Source organism: Novosphingobium sp. Chol11 (assembly GCF_945870625.1).
Taxonomy (GTDB): Bacteria; Pseudomonadota; Alphaproteobacteria; order Sphingomonadales; family Sphingomonadaceae; genus Novosphingobium.
Window position 1 is genome coordinate 1 of record NZ_CAMBTS010000031.1, and the last position, 19855, is coordinate 19855.

The 19855-nt window shown below is 66.4% G+C and carries 25 protein-coding genes; 19 read left to right on the forward strand and 6 right to left on the reverse strand.

Going from position 1 to position 19855, the window contains the following annotated elements; genetic code table 11:
• The coding region (gene typA, locus Q0O40_RS07365; RefSeq protein WP_295528104.1) for a translational GTPase TypA at positions 1-1664 on the reverse strand (1664 nt) is incomplete at its 3' end.
• 253 nt (positions 1665-1917) lie between these two features.
• On the opposite strand from typA, the gene Q0O40_RS07370 reads away from it, so the two are divergent.
• The 4 genes from Q0O40_RS07370 (at position 1918) to Q0O40_RS07385 (ending at position 4717) form a co-directional block, all read left to right on the forward strand.
• Positions 1918-3165, forward strand: a complete 1248-nt coding sequence (locus tag Q0O40_RS07370) for a TonB-dependent receptor (protein ID WP_295528107.1) — start codon at positions 1918-1920, stop codon at positions 3163-3165.
• Positions 3166-3260: 95 nt separating this feature from the next.
• A complete protein-coding gene (locus Q0O40_RS07375) occupies positions 3261-3725 on the forward strand; it encodes a DUF805 domain-containing protein (RefSeq protein ID WP_295528110.1) in 465 nt (154 codons plus the stop codon).
• A 30-nt stretch (positions 3726-3755) separates the two neighbouring features.
• Complete coding sequence (locus tag Q0O40_RS07380) at positions 3756-4175, forward strand: DUF805 domain-containing protein (protein WP_295528112.1); 420 nt, start codon at positions 3756-3758, stop codon at positions 4173-4175.
• Positions 4176-4309: 134 nt separating this feature from the next.
• A complete protein-coding gene (locus Q0O40_RS07385; protein ID WP_367183730.1) occupies positions 4310-4717 on the forward strand; it encodes a DUF805 domain-containing protein in 408 nt (135 codons plus the stop codon).
• Positions 4718-4924: 207 nt separating this feature from the next.
• Here the strand turns inward: Q0O40_RS07385 and Q0O40_RS07390 are convergent, their stop codons facing one another.
• Together Q0O40_RS07390 and Q0O40_RS07395 are read right to left on the reverse strand one after the other, a co-directional pair.
• Positions 4925-7459, reverse strand: coding sequence for an FtsX-like permease family protein (locus Q0O40_RS07390; RefSeq protein ID WP_295528117.1), 2535 nt, complete (start codon positions 7457-7459; stop codon positions 4925-4927).
• Positions 7456-8175 carry an ABC transporter ATP-binding protein gene (locus Q0O40_RS07395; RefSeq protein WP_295528120.1) on the reverse strand — a complete coding sequence of 240 codons (720 nt, stop codon included), beginning with the start codon at positions 8173-8175 and terminating at the stop codon, positions 7456-7458. Before Q0O40_RS07395 ends, Q0O40_RS07390 begins: the two co-directional genes overlap by 4 nt.
• A 25-nt stretch (positions 8176-8200) precedes the next feature.
• Between Q0O40_RS07395 and Q0O40_RS07400 the strand changes: the two genes are divergently transcribed.
• Complete coding sequence (locus tag Q0O40_RS07400; protein WP_295528122.1) at positions 8201-8878, forward strand: arylesterase; 678 nt, start codon at positions 8201-8203, stop codon at positions 8876-8878.
• Here the strand turns inward: Q0O40_RS07400 and recF are convergent.
• On the reverse strand, positions 8875-9936 hold the full coding sequence (recF, locus tag Q0O40_RS07405) for a DNA replication/repair protein RecF (protein WP_295528124.1): 1062 nt from the start codon (positions 9934-9936) through the stop codon (positions 8875-8877). The two genes, Q0O40_RS07400 and recF, sit on opposite strands and share 4 nt — an antisense overlap.
• Positions 9937-10030: 94 nt before the next feature.
• Between recF and Q0O40_RS07410 the strand changes: the two genes are divergently transcribed.
• Positions 10031-10525, forward strand: coding sequence for a VOC family protein (locus tag Q0O40_RS07410; RefSeq protein WP_295528127.1), 495 nt, complete (start codon positions 10031-10033; stop codon positions 10523-10525).
• Here the strand turns inward: Q0O40_RS07410 and pspF are convergent.
• Positions 10522-11550 carry a phage shock protein operon transcriptional activator gene (gene pspF, locus Q0O40_RS07415; RefSeq protein ID WP_295528129.1) on the reverse strand — a complete coding sequence of 343 codons (1029 nt, stop codon included), beginning with the start codon at positions 11548-11550 and terminating at the stop codon, positions 10522-10524. The genes Q0O40_RS07410 and pspF overlap by 4 nt on opposite strands.
• Positions 11551-11726: 176 nt before the next feature.
• Between pspF and Q0O40_RS07420 the strand changes: the two genes are divergently transcribed.
• From Q0O40_RS07420 to Q0O40_RS07460, 9 genes are all read left to right on the forward strand, one after another.
• Complete coding sequence (locus Q0O40_RS07420) at positions 11727-11885, forward strand: hypothetical protein (protein WP_295528132.1); 159 nt, start codon at positions 11727-11729, stop codon at positions 11883-11885.
• Positions 11885-12712, forward strand: a complete 828-nt coding sequence (gene pspA / locus Q0O40_RS07425; protein ID WP_295528136.1) for a phage shock protein PspA — start codon at positions 11885-11887, stop codon at positions 12710-12712. The genes Q0O40_RS07420 and pspA overlap by 1 nt, the downstream gene beginning before the upstream one ends.
• Before the next feature lie 3 nt (positions 12713-12715).
• Positions 12716-13033 carry an envelope stress response membrane protein PspB gene (gene pspB / locus Q0O40_RS07430; protein ID WP_295528137.1) on the forward strand — a complete coding sequence of 106 codons (318 nt, stop codon included), beginning with the start codon at positions 12716-12718 and terminating at the stop codon, positions 13031-13033.
• Complete coding sequence (gene pspC, locus Q0O40_RS07435) at positions 13030-13404, forward strand: envelope stress response membrane protein PspC (protein ID WP_295528140.1); 375 nt, start codon at positions 13030-13032, stop codon at positions 13402-13404. Before pspB ends, pspC begins: the two co-directional genes overlap by 4 nt.
• Positions 13405-13438: 34 nt before the next feature.
• Complete coding sequence (locus Q0O40_RS07440; RefSeq protein ID WP_295528143.1) at positions 13439-13711, forward strand: hypothetical protein; 273 nt, start codon at positions 13439-13441, stop codon at positions 13709-13711.
• On the forward strand, positions 13708-13953 hold the full coding sequence (locus tag Q0O40_RS07445) for a hypothetical protein (RefSeq protein WP_295528146.1): 246 nt from the start codon (positions 13708-13710) through the stop codon (positions 13951-13953). Before Q0O40_RS07440 ends, Q0O40_RS07445 begins: the two co-directional genes overlap by 4 nt.
• A 28-nt stretch (positions 13954-13981) precedes the next feature.
• A complete protein-coding gene (locus tag Q0O40_RS07450; protein WP_295528149.1) occupies positions 13982-14209 on the forward strand; it encodes a hypothetical protein in 228 nt (75 codons plus the stop codon).
• 257 nt (positions 14210-14466) lie between these two features.
• A complete protein-coding gene (locus tag Q0O40_RS07455; RefSeq protein ID WP_295528152.1) occupies positions 14467-14880 on the forward strand; it encodes a SufE family protein in 414 nt (137 codons plus the stop codon).
• A gap of 4 nt (positions 14881-14884) precedes the next feature.
• Positions 14885-15235, forward strand: coding sequence for a YbaN family protein (locus Q0O40_RS07460; RefSeq protein WP_295528154.1), 351 nt, complete (start codon positions 14885-14887; stop codon positions 15233-15235).
• Positions 15236-15465: 230 nt separating this feature from the next.
• Here Q0O40_RS07460 and Q0O40_RS07465 read toward each other — a convergent pair whose 3' ends face one another.
• The gene (locus Q0O40_RS07465; RefSeq protein WP_295528187.1) at positions 15466-15984 is read right to left on the reverse strand and encodes a sterol desaturase family protein; all 519 of its coding nucleotides are present in this window, start codon (positions 15982-15984) and stop codon (positions 15466-15468) included.
• Between the two features lie 140 nt (positions 15985-16124).
• Between Q0O40_RS07465 and leuC the strand changes: the two genes are divergently transcribed.
• The 4 genes from leuC to leuD all read left to right on the forward strand — a co-directional run bounded on the left by leuC (position 16125) and on the right by leuD (position 19704).
• A complete protein-coding gene (gene leuC, locus Q0O40_RS07470; protein WP_295528156.1) occupies positions 16125-17555 on the forward strand; it encodes a 3-isopropylmalate dehydratase large subunit in 1431 nt (476 codons plus the stop codon).
• 151 nt (positions 17556-17706) lie between these two features.
• Positions 17707-18789, forward strand: coding sequence for a zinc ribbon domain-containing protein (locus Q0O40_RS07475; RefSeq protein ID WP_295528159.1), 1083 nt, complete (start codon positions 17707-17709; stop codon positions 18787-18789).
• Positions 18790-18880: 91 nt separating this feature from the next.
• Entirely contained in the window at positions 18881-19057 is a 177-nt protein-coding gene (locus Q0O40_RS07480; protein ID WP_295528162.1) for a hypothetical protein, read from the forward strand.
• 44 nt (positions 19058-19101) lie between these two features.
• Complete coding sequence (gene leuD, locus Q0O40_RS07485) at positions 19102-19704, forward strand: 3-isopropylmalate dehydratase small subunit (protein ID WP_295528164.1); 603 nt, start codon at positions 19102-19104, stop codon at positions 19702-19704.
• The last annotated feature ends 151 nt before the right edge of the window (positions 19705-19855 follow it).

The window sequence follows — 19855 nt, forward strand, 5'->3', positions numbered from 1 at the left end:
GCGTCGTCCTTGCCGGTCGAGCGGAAGTTGGTCAGCTGCTTCGACTTCATCGGATTGACTTCAAGATCGTCGGGCTTGGCATTCTCGCCGATGATCATGCCTTCATAGAGCGGGGTGCCGACGCCGACGAACAGGATGCCGCGTTCTTCCAGCGGCCCCAGCGCATAAGCATTGGCCTCGCCCGCGCCGTTCGAGATCAGCACGCCGTTCTTGCGGCCTTCGATCTTGCCCTTGTAGGGGCCATATTTTTCGAACAGCCGGTTCATGATCCCGGTGCCGCGCGTATCGGACAGGAATTCGCCGTGATAGCCGATCAGCCCGCGCGAGGGCGCGCTGAAGGTGATGCGGGTCTTGCCGCCGCCCGAGGGCCGCATGTCGACCATTTCGCCTTTGCGGGTGGCCATCTTTTCCACCACGGTGCCCGAAAATTCGTCGTCCACGTCGATCAGCACGGTTTCGTAAGGCTCGGTCCGCTTGCCGTGCTCGTCTTCGCCGAAGAGCACGCGCGGGCGGCTGATGCCCAGCTCGAAACCTTCGCGGCGCATCGTTTCGATGAGCACGCCCAGCTGCAATTCGCCGCGCCCGGCCACTTCGAAGCTATCCTTGTCGGCGCTTTCGGTAACCTTGATCGCCACGTTCGATTCGGCCTCGCGCGCCAGGCGGTCGCGGATCATGCGGCTGGTCACTTTGGTGCCCTCGCGGCCCGCCATCGGCGAATCGTTCACCGCAAAACGCATCGACAGCGTGGGCGGATCGATCGGCTGCGCGTGCAGCGGCTCGGTGACGGAAGGATCGCAGATCGTGTTCGAAACGGTCGCGGTGGTGAGGCCGGCGATCGAAATGATATCGCCCGCCACGGCTTCTTCGGTGGGCACGCGCTCCAGACCGCGGAAGGTCATGATCTTGGAGGCGCGGCCGCTTTCGACGATCTTGCCATCGTTATCGAGCGCATGGATCGCCTGGTTGGTCTTGACCGAGCCAGAGAACACGAGGCCGGTAAGGATGCGGCCGAGGAAGTTGTCGCGATCGAGCAAGGTCACGAGGAACTTGAACGGGCCATCGGGATCGGCCGAAGGCGCGGGCACATGATCGACGATTTTCTGGAACAGCGGGGTCAAGGTGCCTTCGCGCGCCAATGGATCGTCGCTGGCATAGCCATTGCGGCCCGAGGCAAAGAGCACCGGAAATTCAAGCTGCTCGTCGGTGGCGTCGAGCGTGACGAACAGATCGAACACTTCGTCGAGCACTTCCTGTGTGCGCTCGTCCTGCCGGTCGATCTTGTTGACCACCACAATCGGCTTGAGGCCCAATGCCAGCGCCTTGCCGGTGACGAACTTGGTCTGCGGCATCGCGCCTTCGGAGCTGTCAACCAGCAGGATCACGCCGTCGACCATCGACAGGATGCGCTCCACCTCGCCGCCGAAATCGGCGTGGCCCGGGGTGTCGACGATGTTGATGCGGGTGCCTTCCCATTCGACCGAGGTGCACTTGGCCAGAATGGTGATGCCGCGCTCTTTTTCCAGATCGTTGGAATCCATCGCACGCTCTTCGATGCGCTGATTGTCGCGGAAGGTGCCGGATTGGCGGAACAGCTGGTCCACCAGTGTGGTTTTGCCGTGATCGACGTGCGCGATAATCGCGATATTGCGCTGTGCAGAGGACATGAACTGGCTTTCGCGTGAAACGTGGACCCAAGGCGGAATAGGGCGCGCGGATGCGCCGTTTCCGGCCCGGCGCACATTTTGGGATGACACACCGGACTTTTGCGGGCGCATACCTGCAATTGTGCGTTGCGGCAAGGTCTGTCCCCGCTTGCCGTTGTGGGTGATTGGCACAAGGGCGATAAAATGGGCGTTGCGGGGCCTTGGCGCATTCCGTAGACTGCGCAGCGGGCTAAAGGGAAGCACGGCGCGCGCGATGACAGCAAGAGCGATCATCAGAAAGGCGCAGATCGGGCGGGCGCTGATCCGCGCCGCGCTGCTTTGCGCGCTGGCCGCGCCGGGATGCAGCTGGGCGCGCGAGGATGTTCGCGCCGATTCCCCCTTCGCGGGTGGGGATGGCGCAGCTGCCGCCCATGCATGGGAGCAGGATCCGCTCGGCCGGGCCCTGCCGCTGCCAACGCTGGCTACGCTGCCAACGCTTATCCCGGTGCTATCGCTGCCCGCCCTGCCCAGCGGCGCGGCGCCGATCAGCGCGCAGGTCCGGCAGGCACGCTGGACCGCGCATGTGGCTTTCGAGCTCAATCCCGAGGTCGATCTCTATGCCGCGTTTGCCACCGGTTATAAGGCCAGCGCGGTCAATCTTTCGCGCGGCAGCCGCCCGTTCGGGGTCGATCAGGCGTTTTTCGAAGCGGCGAGTCTGGCGGGCAGCAACCAGAGCTACAGCGCGCGCTTTGTCCGGCCCGAAGATACCAAAGTCTATGAAATCGGCCTTCGGGCCAATTGGGGCAGGGCCAATTTCAATCTCGCGCTGTTCCAGCAATCGATCACGGGCTCGCAATCCAGCCTGCTGGTCGGCAGCGCCTTCGTGCTCGCACAGGCGGGCCGAGAGACGGTGCGCGGGGCCGAGATTGAGGCCAGCCTGCGCCCGGCGCGGGGCTGGCTGGTGAGCACCGCGGTCACGTATCTCGATGCCCGCTACGATAGCTATGCCATTTCGGCGGCGGGCAATCTTTCGGGCATGCGTCCGGCGGGCATTCCGGCGCTGTCCGCCACGGTCGGCGCCGCGCGCGAATGGCCGCTGGCGGGCGGGGGCCGGCTGATCCTGCGCGGCAATTTCCACTACGAATCGCCCACCCAGATCCAGCAGGCACTGCCCGGCGTTTCGGGTTCGCAGCCCTCATTCGGTCTCGCTTCGCAGGCTCTGGCCGCGCAGGACTTCGCCCCGGGCGCGCTGGTCAACCTGCTGGTCACCAGCGCGCGCGGCGCGGCGGTGATGGCCCCGCCTGCGGCCAATGCCGCGCCGTTCAGGGCGAGTGTCAGGGAAGTGGGGGCCTCGCTCACCTGGGCCGTCCGCAGCGGCGCGGAATTCACTCTGTGGGGCCGCAATATCGCGAACGACCGCTATCGCGTGACCCTGCTCGATGCGGCGGGGCAGCCCGCCACGGCGTGGGGCTATGCCAACCAGCCGCGCGCCTTTGGCGCCACGATGCGCCTGCGGTACTAACGCAGGCCGCGCCTTTTCCTTGCAGGCGCGCGGCTTTCGTGTCTCACTGCGGGGGCCGGTTTGATGCGTCGGCGCAGAGCTTGGGAACGATAGCGATGGAATGGATGTTCATGCCGTATCGGCGCTATGCCGATTTCAGCGGGCGATCCTGCCGCCGCGAATACTGGATGTATTCGCTGTTTCTGCTGGCGGTCTATGTGCTGCTGGCCGCTGCTGCGGCGGCGGTGGTCATGGGGGTCGGCATTTTCAGCATGATCAACATGGAGGAGATCATGCTGGCGCTGGTCCATCAGCCGTTGCTGTGGCTGATCGTCGGGCTGGCGGGGCTGTTTTCGCTGGTGAACTTCATCCCCTCGATCGCGATCGTGGTCCGCCGCTTGCACGACATGAATGTCTCGGGCTGGTGGTATCTGGGCTATGCGCTGGTCTCGACGGTGCCTTATCTGCAAGGGATCGCGTTTATCGCGTTCCTGCTGTTCCTGTGCCTGCGCGGCACAGCCGGGCCAAACCGCTTCGGCCCCGATCCGCTGGATCGCACTGGCGCGCAGGTCTTTGCCTGAACCCATCCCCGAGCTTGTGAAAGGACACTTATGTTGAACTGGATGCTGCTCCCTTATCGCCGCTACGCCGAATTCGAAGGCCGTTCGCGGCGGCGCGAATATTGGTCGTTCGTCTTGTTCTATGTGCTCGTGTTCATGGTGCTCAATCTGCTGTTTGGCACCAACGACTGGGCCCGCACCCCCACCGGCTTTGGCTATGGCAGCCGCCTCGTTGGCGGCGGCGGCTTTGTCGGCGGGCTGTTTGCGCTGGGCAGCTTCGTGCCCGCGCTCGCGCTCGGCGTGCGGCGTCTGCACGATCAGGACCGCAGCGGCTGGCTGCTGCTGCTCGGCATCATTCCCTTGCTTGGCGGGTTTGCGCTGCTGGTGCTGATGTGCCTCAGCGGCACGAACGGCAGCAACCGCTATGGCCCAGATCCCAAACAGCCGGGCGATGCGAGCGTGTTTTCCTGACAATGCGGTGATCGCTGCGCCTTGGCCTTGCCCAACCGCGCGCTTTGTGGCTCTCTAGCGGTGTCTGGGCCGCCGCTTGGGGCGACCATGGGCGGATATGCCAAGACCGGTTTGGGGGCAGCGCAATGCAGTGGATGTTGATGCCGTATCGGCGCTATGCCGATTTCGAAGGTCGTTCGCGCCGGCTTGAGTATTGGATGTTCACGCTGTTCTCGTTTCTGGTGGCCATGGTTGCGCTGGCGGTGATGGTGGCAGGCGGCATTAATTTCGGCTCGCCCGAAGCGGGCATGCCGGGGCCGCTGTTCTATGTCGGGTTGCTGTTTCTGGTGGTCTGGGGCCTTGGCAGCATCATTCCCTCGATCGCGCTCCAAGTGCGCCGCTTCCACGATCAGGACCGGTCGGGCTGGCTGTGCCTGTTTGGCTTCATCCCCTATGTTGGCGGGCTGATCGTGCTCGTGTTCATGTGCCTGCCGGGTACAAGCGGATCAAACCGCCATGGCCCCGATCCCAAACAGCCGGGCGATGCGAGCGTGTTTTCCTGAAGGCCAAACAACGAACGATCAAACGGGCACCTCGTCACCCTGAACTTGTTTCAGGGTCCATCGTGCCGCAAGGGAAGTGCTTTCAGGTGAAGGCAGCCATTGGCGCGAAAAGCCTATAGCTTCAGGGCCCCGTGCGCGCTGATGGATGGACCCTGAAACAAGTTCAGGGTGACGACCCGAGGCGAGGTTTGGGTGTTGGCCCGCGCGCTAGAGCTCGCGCAGCGCCGCCGCTGGCCGCGCGCGCAGCACGCCGAGCGAACCGCCGACCGCCAGCACCATCACCAGCGCGGTGCCTGCGCCGAGCACGCCGAGCACCACGCGCCAATCGGGCAGCCAGTCGAACTCGAACAGCTGGACAATGATCAGCCAGCCCGCGCCCATGCCCAGCGCCAGCGCGACCACGCTGAGCAGCGCGCACAGCAGCGCATATTCGGCCACGAGCAGCCCGATCAGCTGGCCCTGGCTGGCCCCCAGCACGCGCAGGATCACGCTGTCATAATGCCGCGCCGCGCGCGCCGCCGCGATGGTGCCCGCCAAGACCGCCAGCCCGCCGAGCACCGCCACGCTGGCCGCCGCCATGATCGCGGTGCCCATCTGCGTCAGTAGCCCGCGCGCCTGCGCCAAGACCGGTCCGATCTCGATCACCGAGCTGGAAGGCAACGCGCGCACCAGCTGGCTCAGGATCTGCCGCCGCACCGATGCGCGCTTCTCGGGAACCGCAAGTTCGACCGTCGCGGCCAGATTGTGCGGCGCATCGGCAATCGCATTGGGGCTGAACACCAGCACATAATTGAAGCCGAACGATTGCCAGTCGATCCGCCGGAACGAGGCGATCCGCGCGCTGCGCTCCACCCCCAGCAGGCTGATCGTCAGCCGGTCGCCCAGCTTCAGCCCGATGGCCTCCGCCAGATCGGCATCGACCGAAACCAGCGGCTCGCCGCTATAGCCGCGCGGCCACCAGCGCCCCTCGGTCAGCACATTGCCCTCGGGCAGCGCATCGGCATAAGTGAGGCCCCGGTCCCCGCGCAGCGCCCAGGCATCGTCGGGGATCGCCTTGAGCGAAGCCACCTGCGTCATCGCGCCGGGCGCGCCGTATGCGATGATCGCGCCGCGCAGCGCGGGCACGGCGCGCACATCGGCCCCCGGCGCGGCGCGGTGGATCAGCGCGGTGAACGCCGCCAATTGCGCCTGCGGCACATCGAGCACGACATAATCGGGCGCACGCGAGGGCACCCGGCGGGCAATATTGGCATCGAGGCTGCTTTGCACCGAGGCCAGCAGCACGAAGGCGGCGAGCGCAAAGCCGAGCGCCACGACCAGCGCGGCGGTCTGCGCGCTGGGCCGGTGCAGATTGGCAAGCGCGAGCCGCAGGATCGTGCTGCGCGGGCGCGGCACCAGCGCCGCCGCGCGGGTCAGCCCCGCGCCAAGGCCCGCCAGCAGCGCAAACAGCGCCGCCGCGCCGCCGAGAAACCCGGCGGCGAGCCAGGGCTGCGCCGATGTGCCCACCGCGAGCGCGGCAATCGCCGCAATCCCCACCGCCGAGGCCAGCAAGGGCGCGCGAAGCCCCGCGCGCAGCGGCGAAACCCGCGCGCGCATCAGCGCCATCGCGGGCACTTCGCGCGCGCGCAGCAGCGGCGGCGCGGCAAAGCTCACCGCGATCAGCGCGCCATAGAGCGCCGCCAGCGCGAGCGCGGGCGCATCGATGACAAAGCCCGGCGCAATCGGCAGCAGCCCCGCCAGCGCCCGCCCGATCAGCGGCGTGACCGCCACCCCGATCAGCAAGCCCAGCGTGATTGCCGCCAAAGTCGCGGCGGCAAGCTGAAGCAGGTAAATCCGCGCAATATCGCCCCCCGTCGCGCCCAGCACTTTCAGGGTGGCAATGCTCTCGCGCCGCGTTTCGAGGTAGGACGAGACGCCGTTGCCGATGCCGATGCCCGCAATCGCCAACGCCGCCAGCGCCACCAGCACAAGGAACTGCCCCATCCGCTCGACAAACCGGTCGAGCCCAGGCGAGGCGCGCTCGCGCGTGCGCACTTCAAACCCGGCGACCGGAAACTTCGCCTTGAACGTGTCGGCCAGCTCGATCGGCGCGGCCGCAGCGGGCAAGGCCACGCGGTATTTCCACCGTGCCATGCTGCCCAGCTGGACCAGGCCCGATTGCATGAGCGCCTCGCGGCTGATGATCACCGTGGGCGCGAGCGCAAAGCCTTCGCCAAAGCGGTCCGGCTCGCCCGCGATCACGCCGCCCACCGTCAGCCGGGCATTGCCGATCTGCATGGCGTCTCCGGGGCGCACGCCCAGCCGGTCGGCCACGCCGGGTGCGATCCATGCCGTATTGCCCTGCGGCGCGGCGGCGCGGCGGCCGCCTTCCAGGGTGAGCGTGCCATAAAGCGGCCACTGGCCATCGACCGCTTTGAGTTCGACCGGCACTGCGGCATCATCATCCCCGATGCGCCGCGCCATCGCCTGCATCCGCGCGCCCACCGAAAGTTTGCCAGCGGCGCGGATCGCGGCGAGCTCTGATGGGCTGGCCTCGCGCCCGCGCAGCGCATATTCGATATCGCCGCCGAGCATGGTCTGCCCGCGCAGCGCCAGTTCGCGGCTGACCGCGCCGGTCAATGTGCCGATGGCGGCCAGCGCAGCGGTGCCCAGCACGAGGCAGGCGACGAGCAGCCGCAGCCCGCGAAACCGCCCATCAAGCCCGCGCCGCGCAATCGTCCAGGCCAACCGCCACTGGTTCACGCCGCGCTGTCAGACACCACGCGCCCGTCCTCCAGCCGCACGATGCGGGCGCAGCGGCGGGCCAGCGCTTCGTCATGCGTGACCAGCAGCAAGGTCGCGCCCATCGCGGCGGCGCGCGCGAACAGCAGATCGGCGACCGCGGTGCCGTTCACATGATCAAGATTGCCGGTCGGCTCGTCGGCAAACAGGATTGCCGGGCGCGGGGCGAGGGCGCGGGCAATCGCCACGCGCTGCTGCTCGCCGCCCGAAAGCTGCGCGGGGAAATGGCGCAAGCGGTGCGCCAGGCCGACCGCGCCAAGCTCTGCCTCGGCGCGCGCCATGGCATCGGGCATGCCCGCCAGTTCGAGCGGGGTCGCCACGTTTTCAAGCGCGGTCATCGTCGGCAGCAAGTGAAACGCCTGAAGCACGATGCCGATGCGCCCGCGCCGCGCGGCGGCCAGGCCATCCTGGCTGAGCGCAGAGAAATCCTCGCCCGCGACCGAGACGCTGCCGCTGCTCGCCTGCTCCAGCCCCGAAAGCACCGCCAGCAGCGAGCTTTTGCCCGAGCCCGAGGGGCCGAGCAGCGCGATGCTCTCGCCCGCCATCACCCGAAGGTCGATCCCGCGCAGCACTTCGACCCGGCCATCGCCTTCGCCAAGCGTGAGGGTGAGTGAGCGGGCGTCAATAATGGGGGGCGGGGTTGTCACACCGTCCAAGTGGCATAGATTGGTTCGCATCTGCAACCTGTCTCGAAAGCTCACCATGCGCCAGCTCGTCGTTCTCTTGGCTTTCGCGCTCGGTGCCTGCTCGGCGCAGCCCGCGCCGCTTGCAAGCGAATCCGCGGCGGCGGCGAGCATCCCCGTCCTCGCCAATGCGCCAGTGATCCTCGCTTTCGGGGATAGCCTCTATGCCGGGTATCAGCTCGATCCCGGCCTCGGCTATCCGCCCCGGCTGGAGGCCGCGCTGAATCAGGCGGGGGTGCCCGCGCGGCTGGTGAATGCGGGGGTTTCGGGCGATACCACCGCGGCGGCGCGGGCGCGGCTGGCCTTCACCCTCGATAACCAGCCGGTCAAGCCTGCGCTGGTCATGGTCGGGCTGGGCGGCAATGATATGCTGCGCGGGCTGGCCGTGGCCGAAACGCGCGCCAATCTCGATGCGATCCTGACCGAGCTTGATCGCCGCCAGATCCCCGCGATGCTCACAGGCATGCTCGCCGCGCCGAATATGGGCGCAGATTATGCCAAAGCTTTCAATGGCATATACCCCGATCTTGCGAAGAAGCATCATGCCGCGCTGGTGCCGTTCTTCCTCTCCGCCGTGATCGGCAGGGATGCGCTGATGCTGGAAGACCGCATCCATCCCAATGCGCAAGGCATCGAAAAGATCGTGGCGGCAACGCAGGCCGAAGTGGCCAAAGCGCTGAAAGCGGCGCAGCGCTAAGCCCGCACCGCCCCGCCATCCGCCACGCGCCAGACGGCCGCCGCCGCCCCGATGCCTTCGAACGGCGCAAGCTCGGTGCCGGTCATCCACACTTGCGCGCCCGAGGCTGCGAGGCGCTCGTAAAGCGCGGCGCGGCGCAGCGGATCGAGGTGCGCGGCAATCTCATCCAGCAGCAGCAGGCGCGGGCGCGGGCCAGCGGTCAGCGCGGCATGCGCCAGCACGATGGCGATCAGCATCGCCTTTTGCTCGCCGGTCGAACAATCGGCGGCGGGCGCGTCCTTGGCCGCCAGCCGCACCGCCAGATCGTCGCGGTGCGGGCCGGTGAGCGTGCGCCCCGCCGCGCGGTCGCGGCGGCGGCCTTGGCGCAGCGCGGCGCGCAGATCGCCGCTCTCGCCGGTATAGCGGAGCGCAGGCCGCGCAAAGGGCGCTTCGGGCAGGTCGGCCAGCGCGGCGGCCAGATCGCGCACCAGTTCGGCGCGCGCGCGCACGATCTCCGCGCCGGTTTCGGCCAGCCCCGCCTCCAGCGCATCGAGCCACGCCGGATCGGGCTCCTGCGCCTCGCCGAGCAGCCGGTTGCGCTCGCGCAGCGCGGTTTCATAGCGGACGGATTGGCGCGCATGGCCCGGTTCGCGCGCCATGACCAGCCGGTCCAGAAACCGTCGCCGCGCGCCCGCGCTCTCGCTGAACAAGCGGTCCATCGCCGGGGTCAGCCAAGTCACCGAAAGCCACTCGCTCAGCCGCGTGGCCGGCCCTTCCGCGCCATTGATGCGCACCGCGCGGCGGCCGGGCGCGGCGGGCGTGGTCATCGTGCCCAGCGTGATCTCGCCGCCTTCCATCTCCGCGGCCACGGCAAAGCTGCCATCGCCGCCATGCGCCGCCATTTCCGCAATGCCCGCGCGGCGCAGCCCGCGCCCCGGCGCGAGCAGCGAGATCGCCTCCAGCACATTGGTCTTCCCCGCGCCGTTCTCGCCCACCAGCACATTGAACGCGGCCATGCCCTCCAGCCGGGTGGCGGCATGGTTGCGAAATGTGCGCAAGGTCAGGCGGGTGAGGGGCATGGGAGGGGGCGTTAGAAGGTTTCGCAGGCAAGGGCAAAGTTGACCGCTCCGTAAGCGCGGTTAGTGTCGAAGTATCACCCCATAAGGCATGCCCATGCTCTATCGCACCGTCATTGCGGGTTCTGCTGCGCTTCTGGCGATCTACGGCCCGCACGCGCCGCTTACCGCTGCAGGGGCACCGTCACAGCAAGAGGCCAGACCCGCGATGAATCCGCCAGCCATAAATCCGGTCGTTCATTTTGAAATCCCGGTTGCCGACATGGACCGGGCGATCAAATTTTATGAGAATGTTTTCGGCTTCAAACTGACGCGCCAAGAGGTCGATGGCTATGCCATGGCGTTCTTCCCGCGCGCCGATGGCAAGCCGGGGGCGAGCGGCGCGCTGGCCAAGGGCGATGTCTATGTGCCTTCGAAGGAAGGGGCCATCCTCTACTTCGATGTGCCGCGCATCGATCCGGTGCTGGAGCGCGCGACAGCCCAAGGCGGCAAAGTCCTCTATCCCAAGAAGGACATCGGCGAAGCAGGGTTCGTGGCCGAGATCGAAGACAGCGAAGGCAATCGCATCGCGCTCAGCGCGCCTGCGGATTAGGCACCTTCCGCCCGCTCCAGCAGGCCGTGCTTGCGCAGGCAATGCCGTAGCTGGTCATATGAAAGCCCCAGCGCTTTGGCGGTCTGGCGTTGGTTGTAGCGGTTGCGGCCCAAGTGGTGCTCGATGATCGCGCGCTCGTGGCCGTCGACCGCGCTGCGCAGGTCGCTCACCTCGTCAAAATTGCCGAGCGGCGAGGGCGCTGCGCGCTCTGCCGGGCGGTCGGTCGGTGCCTCGGCCTGCGCGCTTGGTTTCCATGGGCTGTCGAACGGATCGAACTGGATGTGCGCGATCGGCCTCGCCGGGTCGTCCCAGCGATAGACCGCACGCTCGGCGGTGTTGCGCAGTTCGCGCACATTGCCCGGCCAGCTGTGCTCCTCCAGTTGGCGCGCCACATGCGGGGCAAAGCCGGGCCAGGTGTGCCAATCGAGCTCGGCGGCCATGCGCCGTCCGAAATGGTCGGCCAGCACCGCGATATCGCCCTCGCGCACGCGCAGCGGGGGCAGGGTGATCACCTCGAAACTCAGCCGGTCGAGCAGATCGGGGCGAAACCGGCCGCGCGCTGCCATCGCGGGCAGATCCTCGTTGGTCGCCGCGACGATCCGCACATCGACCCGGATCGGCTTGCTCGATCCGATCCGCGTGACCTCGCCATATTCGACCGCGCGCAGCAGCCGCTCCTGCGCGCCCATCGAAAGCGTGCCCAGCTCATCGAGAAACAGCGTGCCCTTGTCGGCCTCCTCGAAACGCCCGGTGCGCGCCCGCGTCGCGCCGGTGAACGCGCCCGCCTCGTGGCCAAAAAGTTCGGCCTCGATCAGCGTTTCGGGCAGCGCGGCGCAGTTCATCGTCACCAGCGGCTCTTGCCAGCGGTGCGAGAGGCGGTGGAGGCGTTCGGCGATCAGCTCCTTGCCGGTGCCGCGCTCGCCCACCACCAGCACCGGGCGGCGCATCGGCGCGGCGCGGCTGGCGCGCTCCACCGCATCGAGAAATGCGCCCGATTGGCCGATGAACTGCGCTTCCCGGTCCATTGTGAAACCCCCCGTTGGTATCCCGCCCCAATCAATAGCAGAATTTCCCAAGTCTGCGCAATATCTGCTATATCGCCGGGCGGGGCAGGCGCAGTTTTTGCCGGATTTCCGCGCCTGCGCCAAATTGGCACGGCCTATGCAGTGCTTGGTGCAACACCCCATTACGGAGAAACTCGATGTACACCGCCCGCTTCTTTTCCACCACGCTGGGCCGCGCCGCGCTGATCAGCATCGCCGCCATGGCCGCGCTCAATGTCGCCGTGCTCACCCAGCAGCTTGGCCCCGCGCCGCAAGCCGCAGCTTACACGGCCGTCGCTGCGAGCGAAGCGGCCTGATGGCCGATCGCACCCCTTCTGGCTCTCCGCGCGTTCCCCGCACGGACCGGACCAAGGGGCAATCGCTTTCCCGGTTCGACGCACATCTTGAAGCCTTGCGCGCCGCGCCGCCTTCCTCGCCTTCCACTGGAGCACACCTGATGGGCATATTCTCGCGCACCCGCGATATCATCGCCGCCAATTTCAACGACTTGCTGGATAAAGCCGATGATCCGGCGAAGATGATCCGGATGATCATCATGGAAATGGAGGAGACCCTCGTCGAAGTGCGTGCCTCTGCCGCGCGGACCATCGCCGATCAAAAGGAAATGGCGCGCCATGTGGCAAAGCTTGATCGGCTCGCTGCCGATTGGGCGGAGAAGGCAGAGCTTGCCTTGTCGAAAGACCGCGAGGATCTGGCGCGCGGCGCGCTCATCGAAAAGAAGAAGGCCGCCGATATGCGCGATCAGCTGCGCAGCGAAATCGTCGTGCTCGACGATTCGATGCGCGCGTATGAGGCCGATATCGAAAAGCTGCAGACGCGCCTGCGCGAAGCGCGCAGCCGCCAGACCGCGATTGCCGCCCGGCTCGAAAGCGCGGAAAACCGCGTCCGCCTGCGCACGCTGATGACCAGCGAGCGGGTCGACGAGGCGCTCGCCCGGTTCGACCAGCTCGAGCGGCGGGTCGATTATGCCGAAGGCCGCGCCGATGCGCTCAGCCTGAATGAAGGCACCGCGCCGAACCTGGCCGACGAGATCGCCGCGCTGGCGGGCAAGGATGCGATCGACGACGAGCTTGAAGCGATGAAGCGCGCCCGCGCCGATGATCCGTTGAAGAAGGAAGGCTGAGCCATGGAAGAAGGCATCCTTGTTCTCATTCCGATCACCGCCATTCTCGGCATCTTCGTCGGGCTGCCGTGGATCGTGCTGCACTACATCACCCGCTGGAAAACCGCGTCCTCGCTGACCACTGGCGACGAGGCGCTGCTCGATGAGCTGTACCAGCTCGCCCGGCGGCTGGAGGCGCGGATGGACACCGTCGAGCGCCTGGTGGTGGCCGATCATCCGCAATTCCAGCCGGCCCGGATGACATCGAATCTGGCCGACGAGAAAGACAAACTGCGCGAGCTTGACCGCATGCTCGCCGCCAAGGGGGAACAATCGCAATGACCAGCATCCGCACCCGTTTTTACCGCGACAAGGTCAATGGCAAATTCATGGGCGTTTGCGCCGGAATCGCGGATTACACTGGCATTGATGTGCTGTGGATCAGGCTTACGGCGGTGGTTCTGGTGTTTTCCACCGGCATTGCCATCCCGGCCTATTTCGCCATCGGCTTTCTGGCCGAGCGAAAGCCGCCCGCGCTCTATGCCGATGCGCAAGAGGCGCGCTTCTGGCAGGGTGTGCGCCAGTCGCCAGCGCGCACGGCGCGCGAAGTGCGCGCCAGCTTCCGCGACATCGACCGCCGCCTTGCTGAAGTGGAAAGCTTCTATGTGTCGAGCAATCCGCGCCTTTCGGCCGAGATCGAAAGCCTGCGCTAAGCGCGGCTGCGCGCTCTGAAAAGGGAAGATACCAATGGATAATGGCACTTTGGCGCTGCTCATCCCGGTTCTGGCGCTGATCATCCCGATCATCGCGATCTGGACGACCCACCAGCGCAAGATCGAGGAAATCCGCGCCAAGACCCTCTCGCAAAGCGCCGCACAGACGGCCGCGCGCAGCCAGGCACTGGAGGAGCGGGTCCGCATTCTTGAGGCGATCGTGACGGACAAGGGCTATGATGTCGCGGCGCAGATCGAGGCTTTGCGCACGGTGCCCGGCCTTGAGGCGGGAAGCCGCAAGCAATGAGTTTCTGGACCGCCGTTGTCGCCATTGTTGCGATCATCGCCTTTGCCAACATGCGCATGGCGCGCCATCGCCACCGCGATGAGGCGCAGGCCCAGCGCGAGGCCGATCCGGCCTATGCCGCCGCGCTCGAACGCGAACTGGCCGCCTTGCGCAAGCGGCTCGAAGTGCTCGAACGCATCGCCACCGAAGACCGCACCACGCGCAATCTTGCCAATGAGATCGAGCAATTGCGCGATCAGTGAAGCCGCACTTTGAAGGGAGTTTAGGCCCATGTCCTTCGAAACCATCCTGATCGTTGCCAGTGCCGCGCTGCTCGGCCTGCTGATCCTCTCGCAAGCGGTCTTGCGCGCGTGGCACGGCTGGCTGGAATTGAAGCGCCTCGAACTCGACCGCGCCCGCCCCGGCGGCGATGCTTCCGCCGCCAGCCGCATCGATCTGGCCGATCTGCGCGAACGCCTGCGCAATCTGGAGGCGATCGCGGCGGGCGTCGATTTGTAGGGGCGCAGATAATCCTCTTGCCTCCCAATTTCGTTACCCTGAACTTGTTTCAGGGTCCATGTTTCGTTCCGCACCGATGCCGGAAGGTACGCGCTTTCGCTGCGACCAAGTTCCTGTCCGGCCACCACCGCCTTTCGCTGAGCGATGGACCCTGAAACAAGTTCAGGGTGACGAGGAAGGGGCGGAAGCACTGGCGCAACCGGTACGCTGCCCCCGCTGCCTATTGAGGCGGCGCGCGCCTGTGCTAAGGCCGCCCTATGCCCATTCTTGACGACATTCTCGAAGAATACACCTTCCTCGATGGCGATGAACGCTACCGCCTGCTGATCGAGCTTGGCCGCGCGCTCGAACCGATGCCCGATGCGCTGAAAACCGAGGCAACGATGGTGCGCGGCTGTTCGGCCAGCATGTGGGTCTATCCCACCCCCGGCACCGAGGGGCAGCTGCACTTTCTGGCCGATAGCAACGCCGCGATCACCAAGGGCATCGTCGCGCTGGTGCTGAGCGCGGTGCAGGACCGCGCGGCAGGCGAAGTGGCCGCGATGGACATTGCCGCCGCGCTCGCGCCGTTCGACCTCAAGAACCAGCTTTCGAGCAACCGCACCCAGGGCGTGCCCAATATGATCGCGCTGGTGCGCGAACATGCGGCGCGCATCGCGGCGGCGGGATAGGGGCATGCGCCGCACGCTCTGGACCGGGGCGGGGCTGGTGTTTGTCGGCATCGGCGCGGTCGGCGCGGTGTTGCCGCTGCTGCCCACGGTGCCGTTCCTGCTGCTGGCGCTGTTCTGCTTTGCGCGCGGCAATCCGGTATGGGAGGCGCGGCTGCTGGCGCATCCCAAATGGGGCCCGATGCTGATCGACTGGCGCACCCGCCGCGCCATCCCGCGCCGCGCCAAATGGGCGGCGCTGGGCACCATGGCGCTCAGCGTGGTGATCACCCAGATCGCGGCCGGCTGGCCATGGGTGCTGATCCCGCTGGCGGTCATGGCGCTGAGCGGCACATGGATATGGTCACGCGCGGAGTGACGGGCAAACCCGCCGGCTTCCGAACCTTCTTCGTCACCCTGAACTTGTTTCAGGGTCCATCCATCAACGCGGACGAAGGCTTGAAATTCTAGGGCTTTTGTGCCGATGGGGCCCTTAACCGGCGAACACTGACCTCGCCCCGCGATGGACCCTGAAACAAGTTCAGGGTGACGAAATTCTTCAGCATTACCGGTATCCCCATCCCGACCCAGGGGAGGCGCAAGGGTGACCTAAGCCTCGATCGCCTCGCGCAGCACGGCAATGCCCTGCTCGCGCTGCGCCTTCAATTCGCGCTTGAGCACTGCGGGATCGCGCGGAAAAATGAAGCCGAAGCTCACCCCGCCTTCCTTGCCGATGGTCGCGTGGTGCAGCTTGTGCGCCTGCACCAGCCGCTTGGCATAGCCACGCTTGGGCACCCAACGAAACCAGCGCTGGTGGACGATGCCATCGTGCACCAGCGTGTAGATCACCCCATAGAGCATGATCCCGATGCCGATGAAGTTGGCCTCCCACCATGCCGCCTCGCCCAGCACCAGCGGGCTGCCCACGGCAAACATGCTCATCGACATGATCGCGCCGACCACGCCGTAAAGGTCGTTCTTTTCCAGTACATTGTCGTGCGGTTCATGATGGTCGCGGTGCCACGCCCAGCCAAAGCCGTGCATCACATACTTGTGGCTCGACCACGCGATCACTTCCATGCCGAGCACCGAGGCGATCACGATGGCAATGGCGGTCAGGACGGTCAGCGCAGTCATCGAGATCCTCACATCGCGCCGCGCCTCGCCGCGCGGAGCCTCTGCTTACTATGATATAGTAGCGCAATCGTTCAAGCGCACACACCCTTTCGGGCTTGAATTGCGCGCAGGTGCGGCTTAGTCCGCCGCTTATGGCCCAAACACCGCGCACGCTCTATCAAAAAATCTGGGATGCCCATGTCGTCGAAGATCGCGGCGATGGCACCAGCCTCATCTATATCGACCGCCATCTGGTCCACGAAGTGACCAGCCCGCAGGCATTCGAAGCGTTGCGGTTGGCCGGGCGCAAGGTGCGCCGCCCCGATCTCACGCTCGCGGTGCCCGATCACAACCTGCCCACCACCGCGCGGCGCGACGCCGCCGGAAAGCGCATTCCCATTGCCGACGCGCAAAGCGCGGCGCAGCTTGAGGCGCTGGAGGCCAATGCCCCCGCCTTTGGCATCCGCTATATCGGCGATGCCGATGCGGCGCAGGGCATCGTCCATGTCGTCGGTCCGGAGCAGGGCTTCTCGCTGCCGGGCGCGACCATCGTTTGCGGCGATAGCCATACCGCCTGCCATGGCGGGCTGGGCGCGCTGGCGTTCGGCATCGGCACCAGCGAGGTCGAGCATGTGCTGGCCACGCAAACCCTGATGCTGCAGCGCTCCAAATCGATGGAAGTGCGCATCGAGGGCAGCCTGCCGCCGGGCGTTTCGGCCAAAGACCTTGTGCTCCACATCACCGGCGCGGTCGGCGCGGCGGGCGGCACCGGCCATGTCATCGAATATACCGGGCAAGCGATCCGCGATCTGTCGATCGAGGGGCGGCTCACCGTGTCGAACATGGCCATCGAGCACGGCGCGCGCGCCGGCCTGATCGCGCCCGATGACAAGACCATCGCTTACGTCAAAGGCCGCCCCTATGCGCCCACCGGCGAGGCGTGGGACAAGGCGGTGGACTGGTGGCGCAGCCTCGCCACCGATCCGGGCGCGACGTATGACAAGGTCGTGGTGATCAACGCCGCCGATATCGCCCCCTCGGTGACATGGGGCACCAGCCCCGAAGACGTGCTGCCGATCACCGGCATCGTCCCCGCGCCTGAAAGCTTTGCCGACCCTTCCAAGCAGGACGCCGCGCGCGCCAGTCTCGATTACATGGGGCTGGAGCCGGGCCAGCGGCTTGACGAGGTCATAATCCAGAACGTGTTCATCGGTTCTTGCACCAACAGCCGGATCGAAGACTTGCGCGCCGCCGCCGAGGTGCTGCGCGGGCGGACCAAGGCTCCGGGCGTCAAATGGGCGATCGTCGTGCCCGGCTCGGGCCTTGTCAAAGCGCAGGCCGAGGCCGAAGGGCTCGATCAGGTGTTCCTCGACGCCGGCCTTGAATGGCGCGAGCCGGGCTGTTCGGCGTGTCTGGGCATGAACCCCGACAAAGTCCCCGCCGGCGAACGCTGCGCTTCCACCTCGAACCGCAACTTCGCCGGCCGCCAAGGCCCCGGCGCGCGCACCCACCTCGTCAGCCCCGCGATGGCGGCAGCAGCGGCGGTGACCGGGCGGCTGACGGATGTGCGCGAACTAGCCTGATACCGCCCCGGCGCAGGCCGGGGCCCCAGTCCGGCCAAGCACCACCCCCGCTCCAACCGCCTGAGGTCCCGGCCTCCGCCGGGACGCAGGCCTTTGCAACGCCGCAATTGTCGCTAAGACTGGCGCTCCGTCGGCCGCAAGGAGCACGAACATGGCGATCATCAAGGGCGTGCGCGGGCCGGAGCGGGTCTATACCGCCGTGTTCTGGCTGGTTTCGGTGGTCTTTGCCGGGTTCATCATCGGGCTTGGCAATCTGGTCATCGGCGATCTGCCGCTGGTCGATGCCCAAGTGCTCTCCGCGCCCGCGCCCGAAAACCCTGCGCTGGCCACCATGCGCCGCCAGCTCGCCGCCAACAATGGCGACATCGGCAAGCTCGATCTGCGGCTGGAACTGGCTCAGCTTCAGCTAACGCAGGCGCAGCGCGCGTCGGCCAATGGCACCGACACTTTCCGCGCCTGGATCGCCGCGCGCGATGCCACCACCAATCCGCAGCAGGACCCTGAGGTCTTATCGCGCACCCGCCAGCTCGAAGCGCTCAAAGCCAACGAAGCGGCGCTCGAAGGGGCCATCGCCGAGCTTGAAAACCAGCGCCTGCCGCTCGGCCAGAGGGCCGCCGACATCGCGGCGCAATTGAGCAAGCTTGAGTCCGACGCCGCGCCCGCGCAGGAACGCGCGCGTTTCTGGCAGGAACTGCGCGTGTTCGGCCTGCGTCTTGCGCTCACCCTGCCGATGCTGGTGGCGGCCGTCTGGCTGGTCGCCCGCCAGCGCAGCAGCGACTACTGGCCGCTGATGCGCGGGTTCGTGCTCGCCGCCGTGTTCGTGTTCTTCGTCGAACTGGTGCCCTATCTGCCCAGCTATGGCGGCTATGTCCGCTACGGCGTGGGCATCATCCTGACCTTCGCCGCCGGGCAGTTCCTCATCCGCAACATGCGCAGTTATCTCGCCGGGCGGCAGGCGGCCGAGCAGGAGCAGGAGCAGGAGCGCCGCCGCCGTGTCGGCCATGACGAGGCGTTCAAGAAAATGGCCGCCAAGACCTGCCCCGGCTGCGACCGACCGATCGCCACCACCGGCGAGGCCGAAACCAATTTCTGCGTCCATTGCGGGATGACGCTGTTCGATCATTGCCGAGCCTGCAACACCCGCAAGATGGCGTTTTTCCGCTATTGCATGGCCTGCGGCGTGCCGACCGAAGATACCCGGTCCACGGAGCAGGCCGCGCCGTCCCCCGCTTGATCCCTGAAATTCTTCCCGCAGGAATCTTCGCTTCCCCATTGCATTCGGCAAAGCAACGGCCAATCTTGCTTCAAGAAAAGAGGAGCCTGGCGTGAGCAAGAAACCGGAGACCCCCCCGAGCGACTGGACCAGTGCCGCTGCCATTGCGGGCGCCGCAATCGGTTCGGCGGCGCTTGCGGCCGCGTTGCTCTATTCCTCGCGGCGCAAAGAGCGCGCCGAAAAGGCTGCCAAGAGCAAGCCGCCGGCCGAGCCCTTCGAAACCGATTGAGCGCCATCTTGCGCAAGGCGTGCCGCTGCGGCTAAGGCACCGCGATGGAACCTGTGACGACAATCGACGGCCGCGCCATCCCGTTTGGCCGCAAGAACATCGATACCGATGCGATCATCCCGGCCAAATGGCTCAAGACGATCAGCCGCGAAGGATTGGGGCAGGGGGCGTTCGAGGCCTTGCGCGCCGATCCTGACAACATTTTCGATTCGCCCACCTTAAAAGGCGCGCCGGTGCTGATCGCGGGCGATAACTTCGGCTGCGGCTCCAGCCGTGAACATGCCGCCTGGGCGCTGCTCGATCTGGGCATCAAGGCGGTCCTTGCGCCATCGTTTTCCGATATCTTTTCGGGCAACGCGTTCAAGAACGGCATCCTCACCGTGGTCCTCCCGCAAGAGGCGATCGACCGGCTGATGGAAGTGGCGCAAACCGATCCGGTGCATATCGACCTCGACGCGCAGACTGTGACCACCCCGTTTCAGGATCGCTATACGTTCGAGATCGACCCTTTCCGCAAAAGCTGCCTGATGGGCGGGCTCGATGAAGTGGGCCTGACGATGGCGCGCGGCGACGCCATCGCGCGCTTCGAACAAACCGCCCGCGACGAGCGCCCGTTTCTGGCGCAAGGCACCGGCGTCCCCGCCTGAACCACCTGCGCTCCGGCGAAGGCCGGAGCTCCAGCCTGTCCAAGCACCAAACCGCCTGAGGTCCCGGCCTCCGCCGCGACGCGCAGAGGCGCAATCGCCGAAAAACGCTTCCCAAGCCTGCGAAAACTTGCTTCCAAGGCCGCCATAAACA

What these genes read in the sequence shown, in the direction of transcription:
- Q0O40_RS07370 (WP_295528107.1), top strand. Translation starts at nt 1,918, where the DNA reads ATGACAGCAAGAGCGATCATCAGAAAGGCGCAGATCGGGCGGGCGCTG.
- Q0O40_RS07375 (WP_295528110.1), top strand. Translation starts at nt 3,261, where the DNA reads ATGGAATGGATGTTCATGCCGTATCGGCGCTATGCCGATTTCAGCGGG.
- Q0O40_RS07380 (WP_295528112.1), top strand. Translation starts at nt 3,756, where the DNA reads ATGTTGAACTGGATGCTGCTCCCTTATCGCCGCTACGCCGAATTCGAA.
- Q0O40_RS07385 (WP_367183730.1), top strand. Translation starts at nt 4,310, where the DNA reads ATGTTGATGCCGTATCGGCGCTATGCCGATTTCGAAGGTCGTTCGCGC.
- Q0O40_RS07395 (WP_295528120.1), bottom strand. Translation starts at nt 8,175, where the DNA reads ATGCGAACCAATCTATGCCACTTGGACGGTGTGACAACCCCGCCCCCC.
- Q0O40_RS07400 (WP_295528122.1), top strand. Translation starts at nt 8,201, where the DNA reads ATGCGCCAGCTCGTCGTTCTCTTGGCTTTCGCGCTCGGTGCCTGCTCG.
- recF (WP_295528124.1), bottom strand. Translation starts at nt 9,936, where the DNA reads ATGCCCCTCACCCGCCTGACCTTGCGCACATTTCGCAACCATGCCGCC.
- Q0O40_RS07410 (WP_295528127.1), top strand. Translation starts at nt 10,031, where the DNA reads ATGCTCTATCGCACCGTCATTGCGGGTTCTGCTGCGCTTCTGGCGATC.
- pspF (WP_295528129.1), bottom strand. Translation starts at nt 11,550, where the DNA reads ATGGACCGGGAAGCGCAGTTCATCGGCCAATCGGGCGCATTTCTCGAT.
- Q0O40_RS07420 (WP_295528132.1), top strand. Translation starts at nt 11,727, where the DNA reads ATGTACACCGCCCGCTTCTTTTCCACCACGCTGGGCCGCGCCGCGCTG.
- pspA (WP_295528136.1), top strand. Translation starts at nt 11,885, where the DNA reads ATGGCCGATCGCACCCCTTCTGGCTCTCCGCGCGTTCCCCGCACGGAC.
- pspB (WP_295528137.1), top strand. Translation starts at nt 12,716, where the DNA reads ATGGAAGAAGGCATCCTTGTTCTCATTCCGATCACCGCCATTCTCGGC.
- pspC (WP_295528140.1), top strand. Translation starts at nt 13,030, where the DNA reads ATGACCAGCATCCGCACCCGTTTTTACCGCGACAAGGTCAATGGCAAA.
- Q0O40_RS07440 (WP_295528143.1), top strand. Translation starts at nt 13,439, where the DNA reads ATGGATAATGGCACTTTGGCGCTGCTCATCCCGGTTCTGGCGCTGATC.
- Q0O40_RS07445 (WP_295528146.1), top strand. Translation starts at nt 13,708, where the DNA reads ATGAGTTTCTGGACCGCCGTTGTCGCCATTGTTGCGATCATCGCCTTT.
- Q0O40_RS07450 (WP_295528149.1), top strand. Translation starts at nt 13,982, where the DNA reads ATGTCCTTCGAAACCATCCTGATCGTTGCCAGTGCCGCGCTGCTCGGC.
- Q0O40_RS07455 (WP_295528152.1), top strand. Translation starts at nt 14,467, where the DNA reads ATGCCCATTCTTGACGACATTCTCGAAGAATACACCTTCCTCGATGGC.
- Q0O40_RS07460 (WP_295528154.1), top strand. Translation starts at nt 14,885, where the DNA reads ATGCGCCGCACGCTCTGGACCGGGGCGGGGCTGGTGTTTGTCGGCATC.
- leuC (WP_295528156.1), top strand. Translation starts at nt 16,125, where the DNA reads ATGGCCCAAACACCGCGCACGCTCTATCAAAAAATCTGGGATGCCCAT.
- Q0O40_RS07475 (WP_295528159.1), top strand. Translation starts at nt 17,707, where the DNA reads ATGGCGATCATCAAGGGCGTGCGCGGGCCGGAGCGGGTCTATACCGCC.
- leuD (WP_295528164.1), top strand. Translation starts at nt 19,102, where the DNA reads ATGGAACCTGTGACGACAATCGACGGCCGCGCCATCCCGTTTGGCCGC.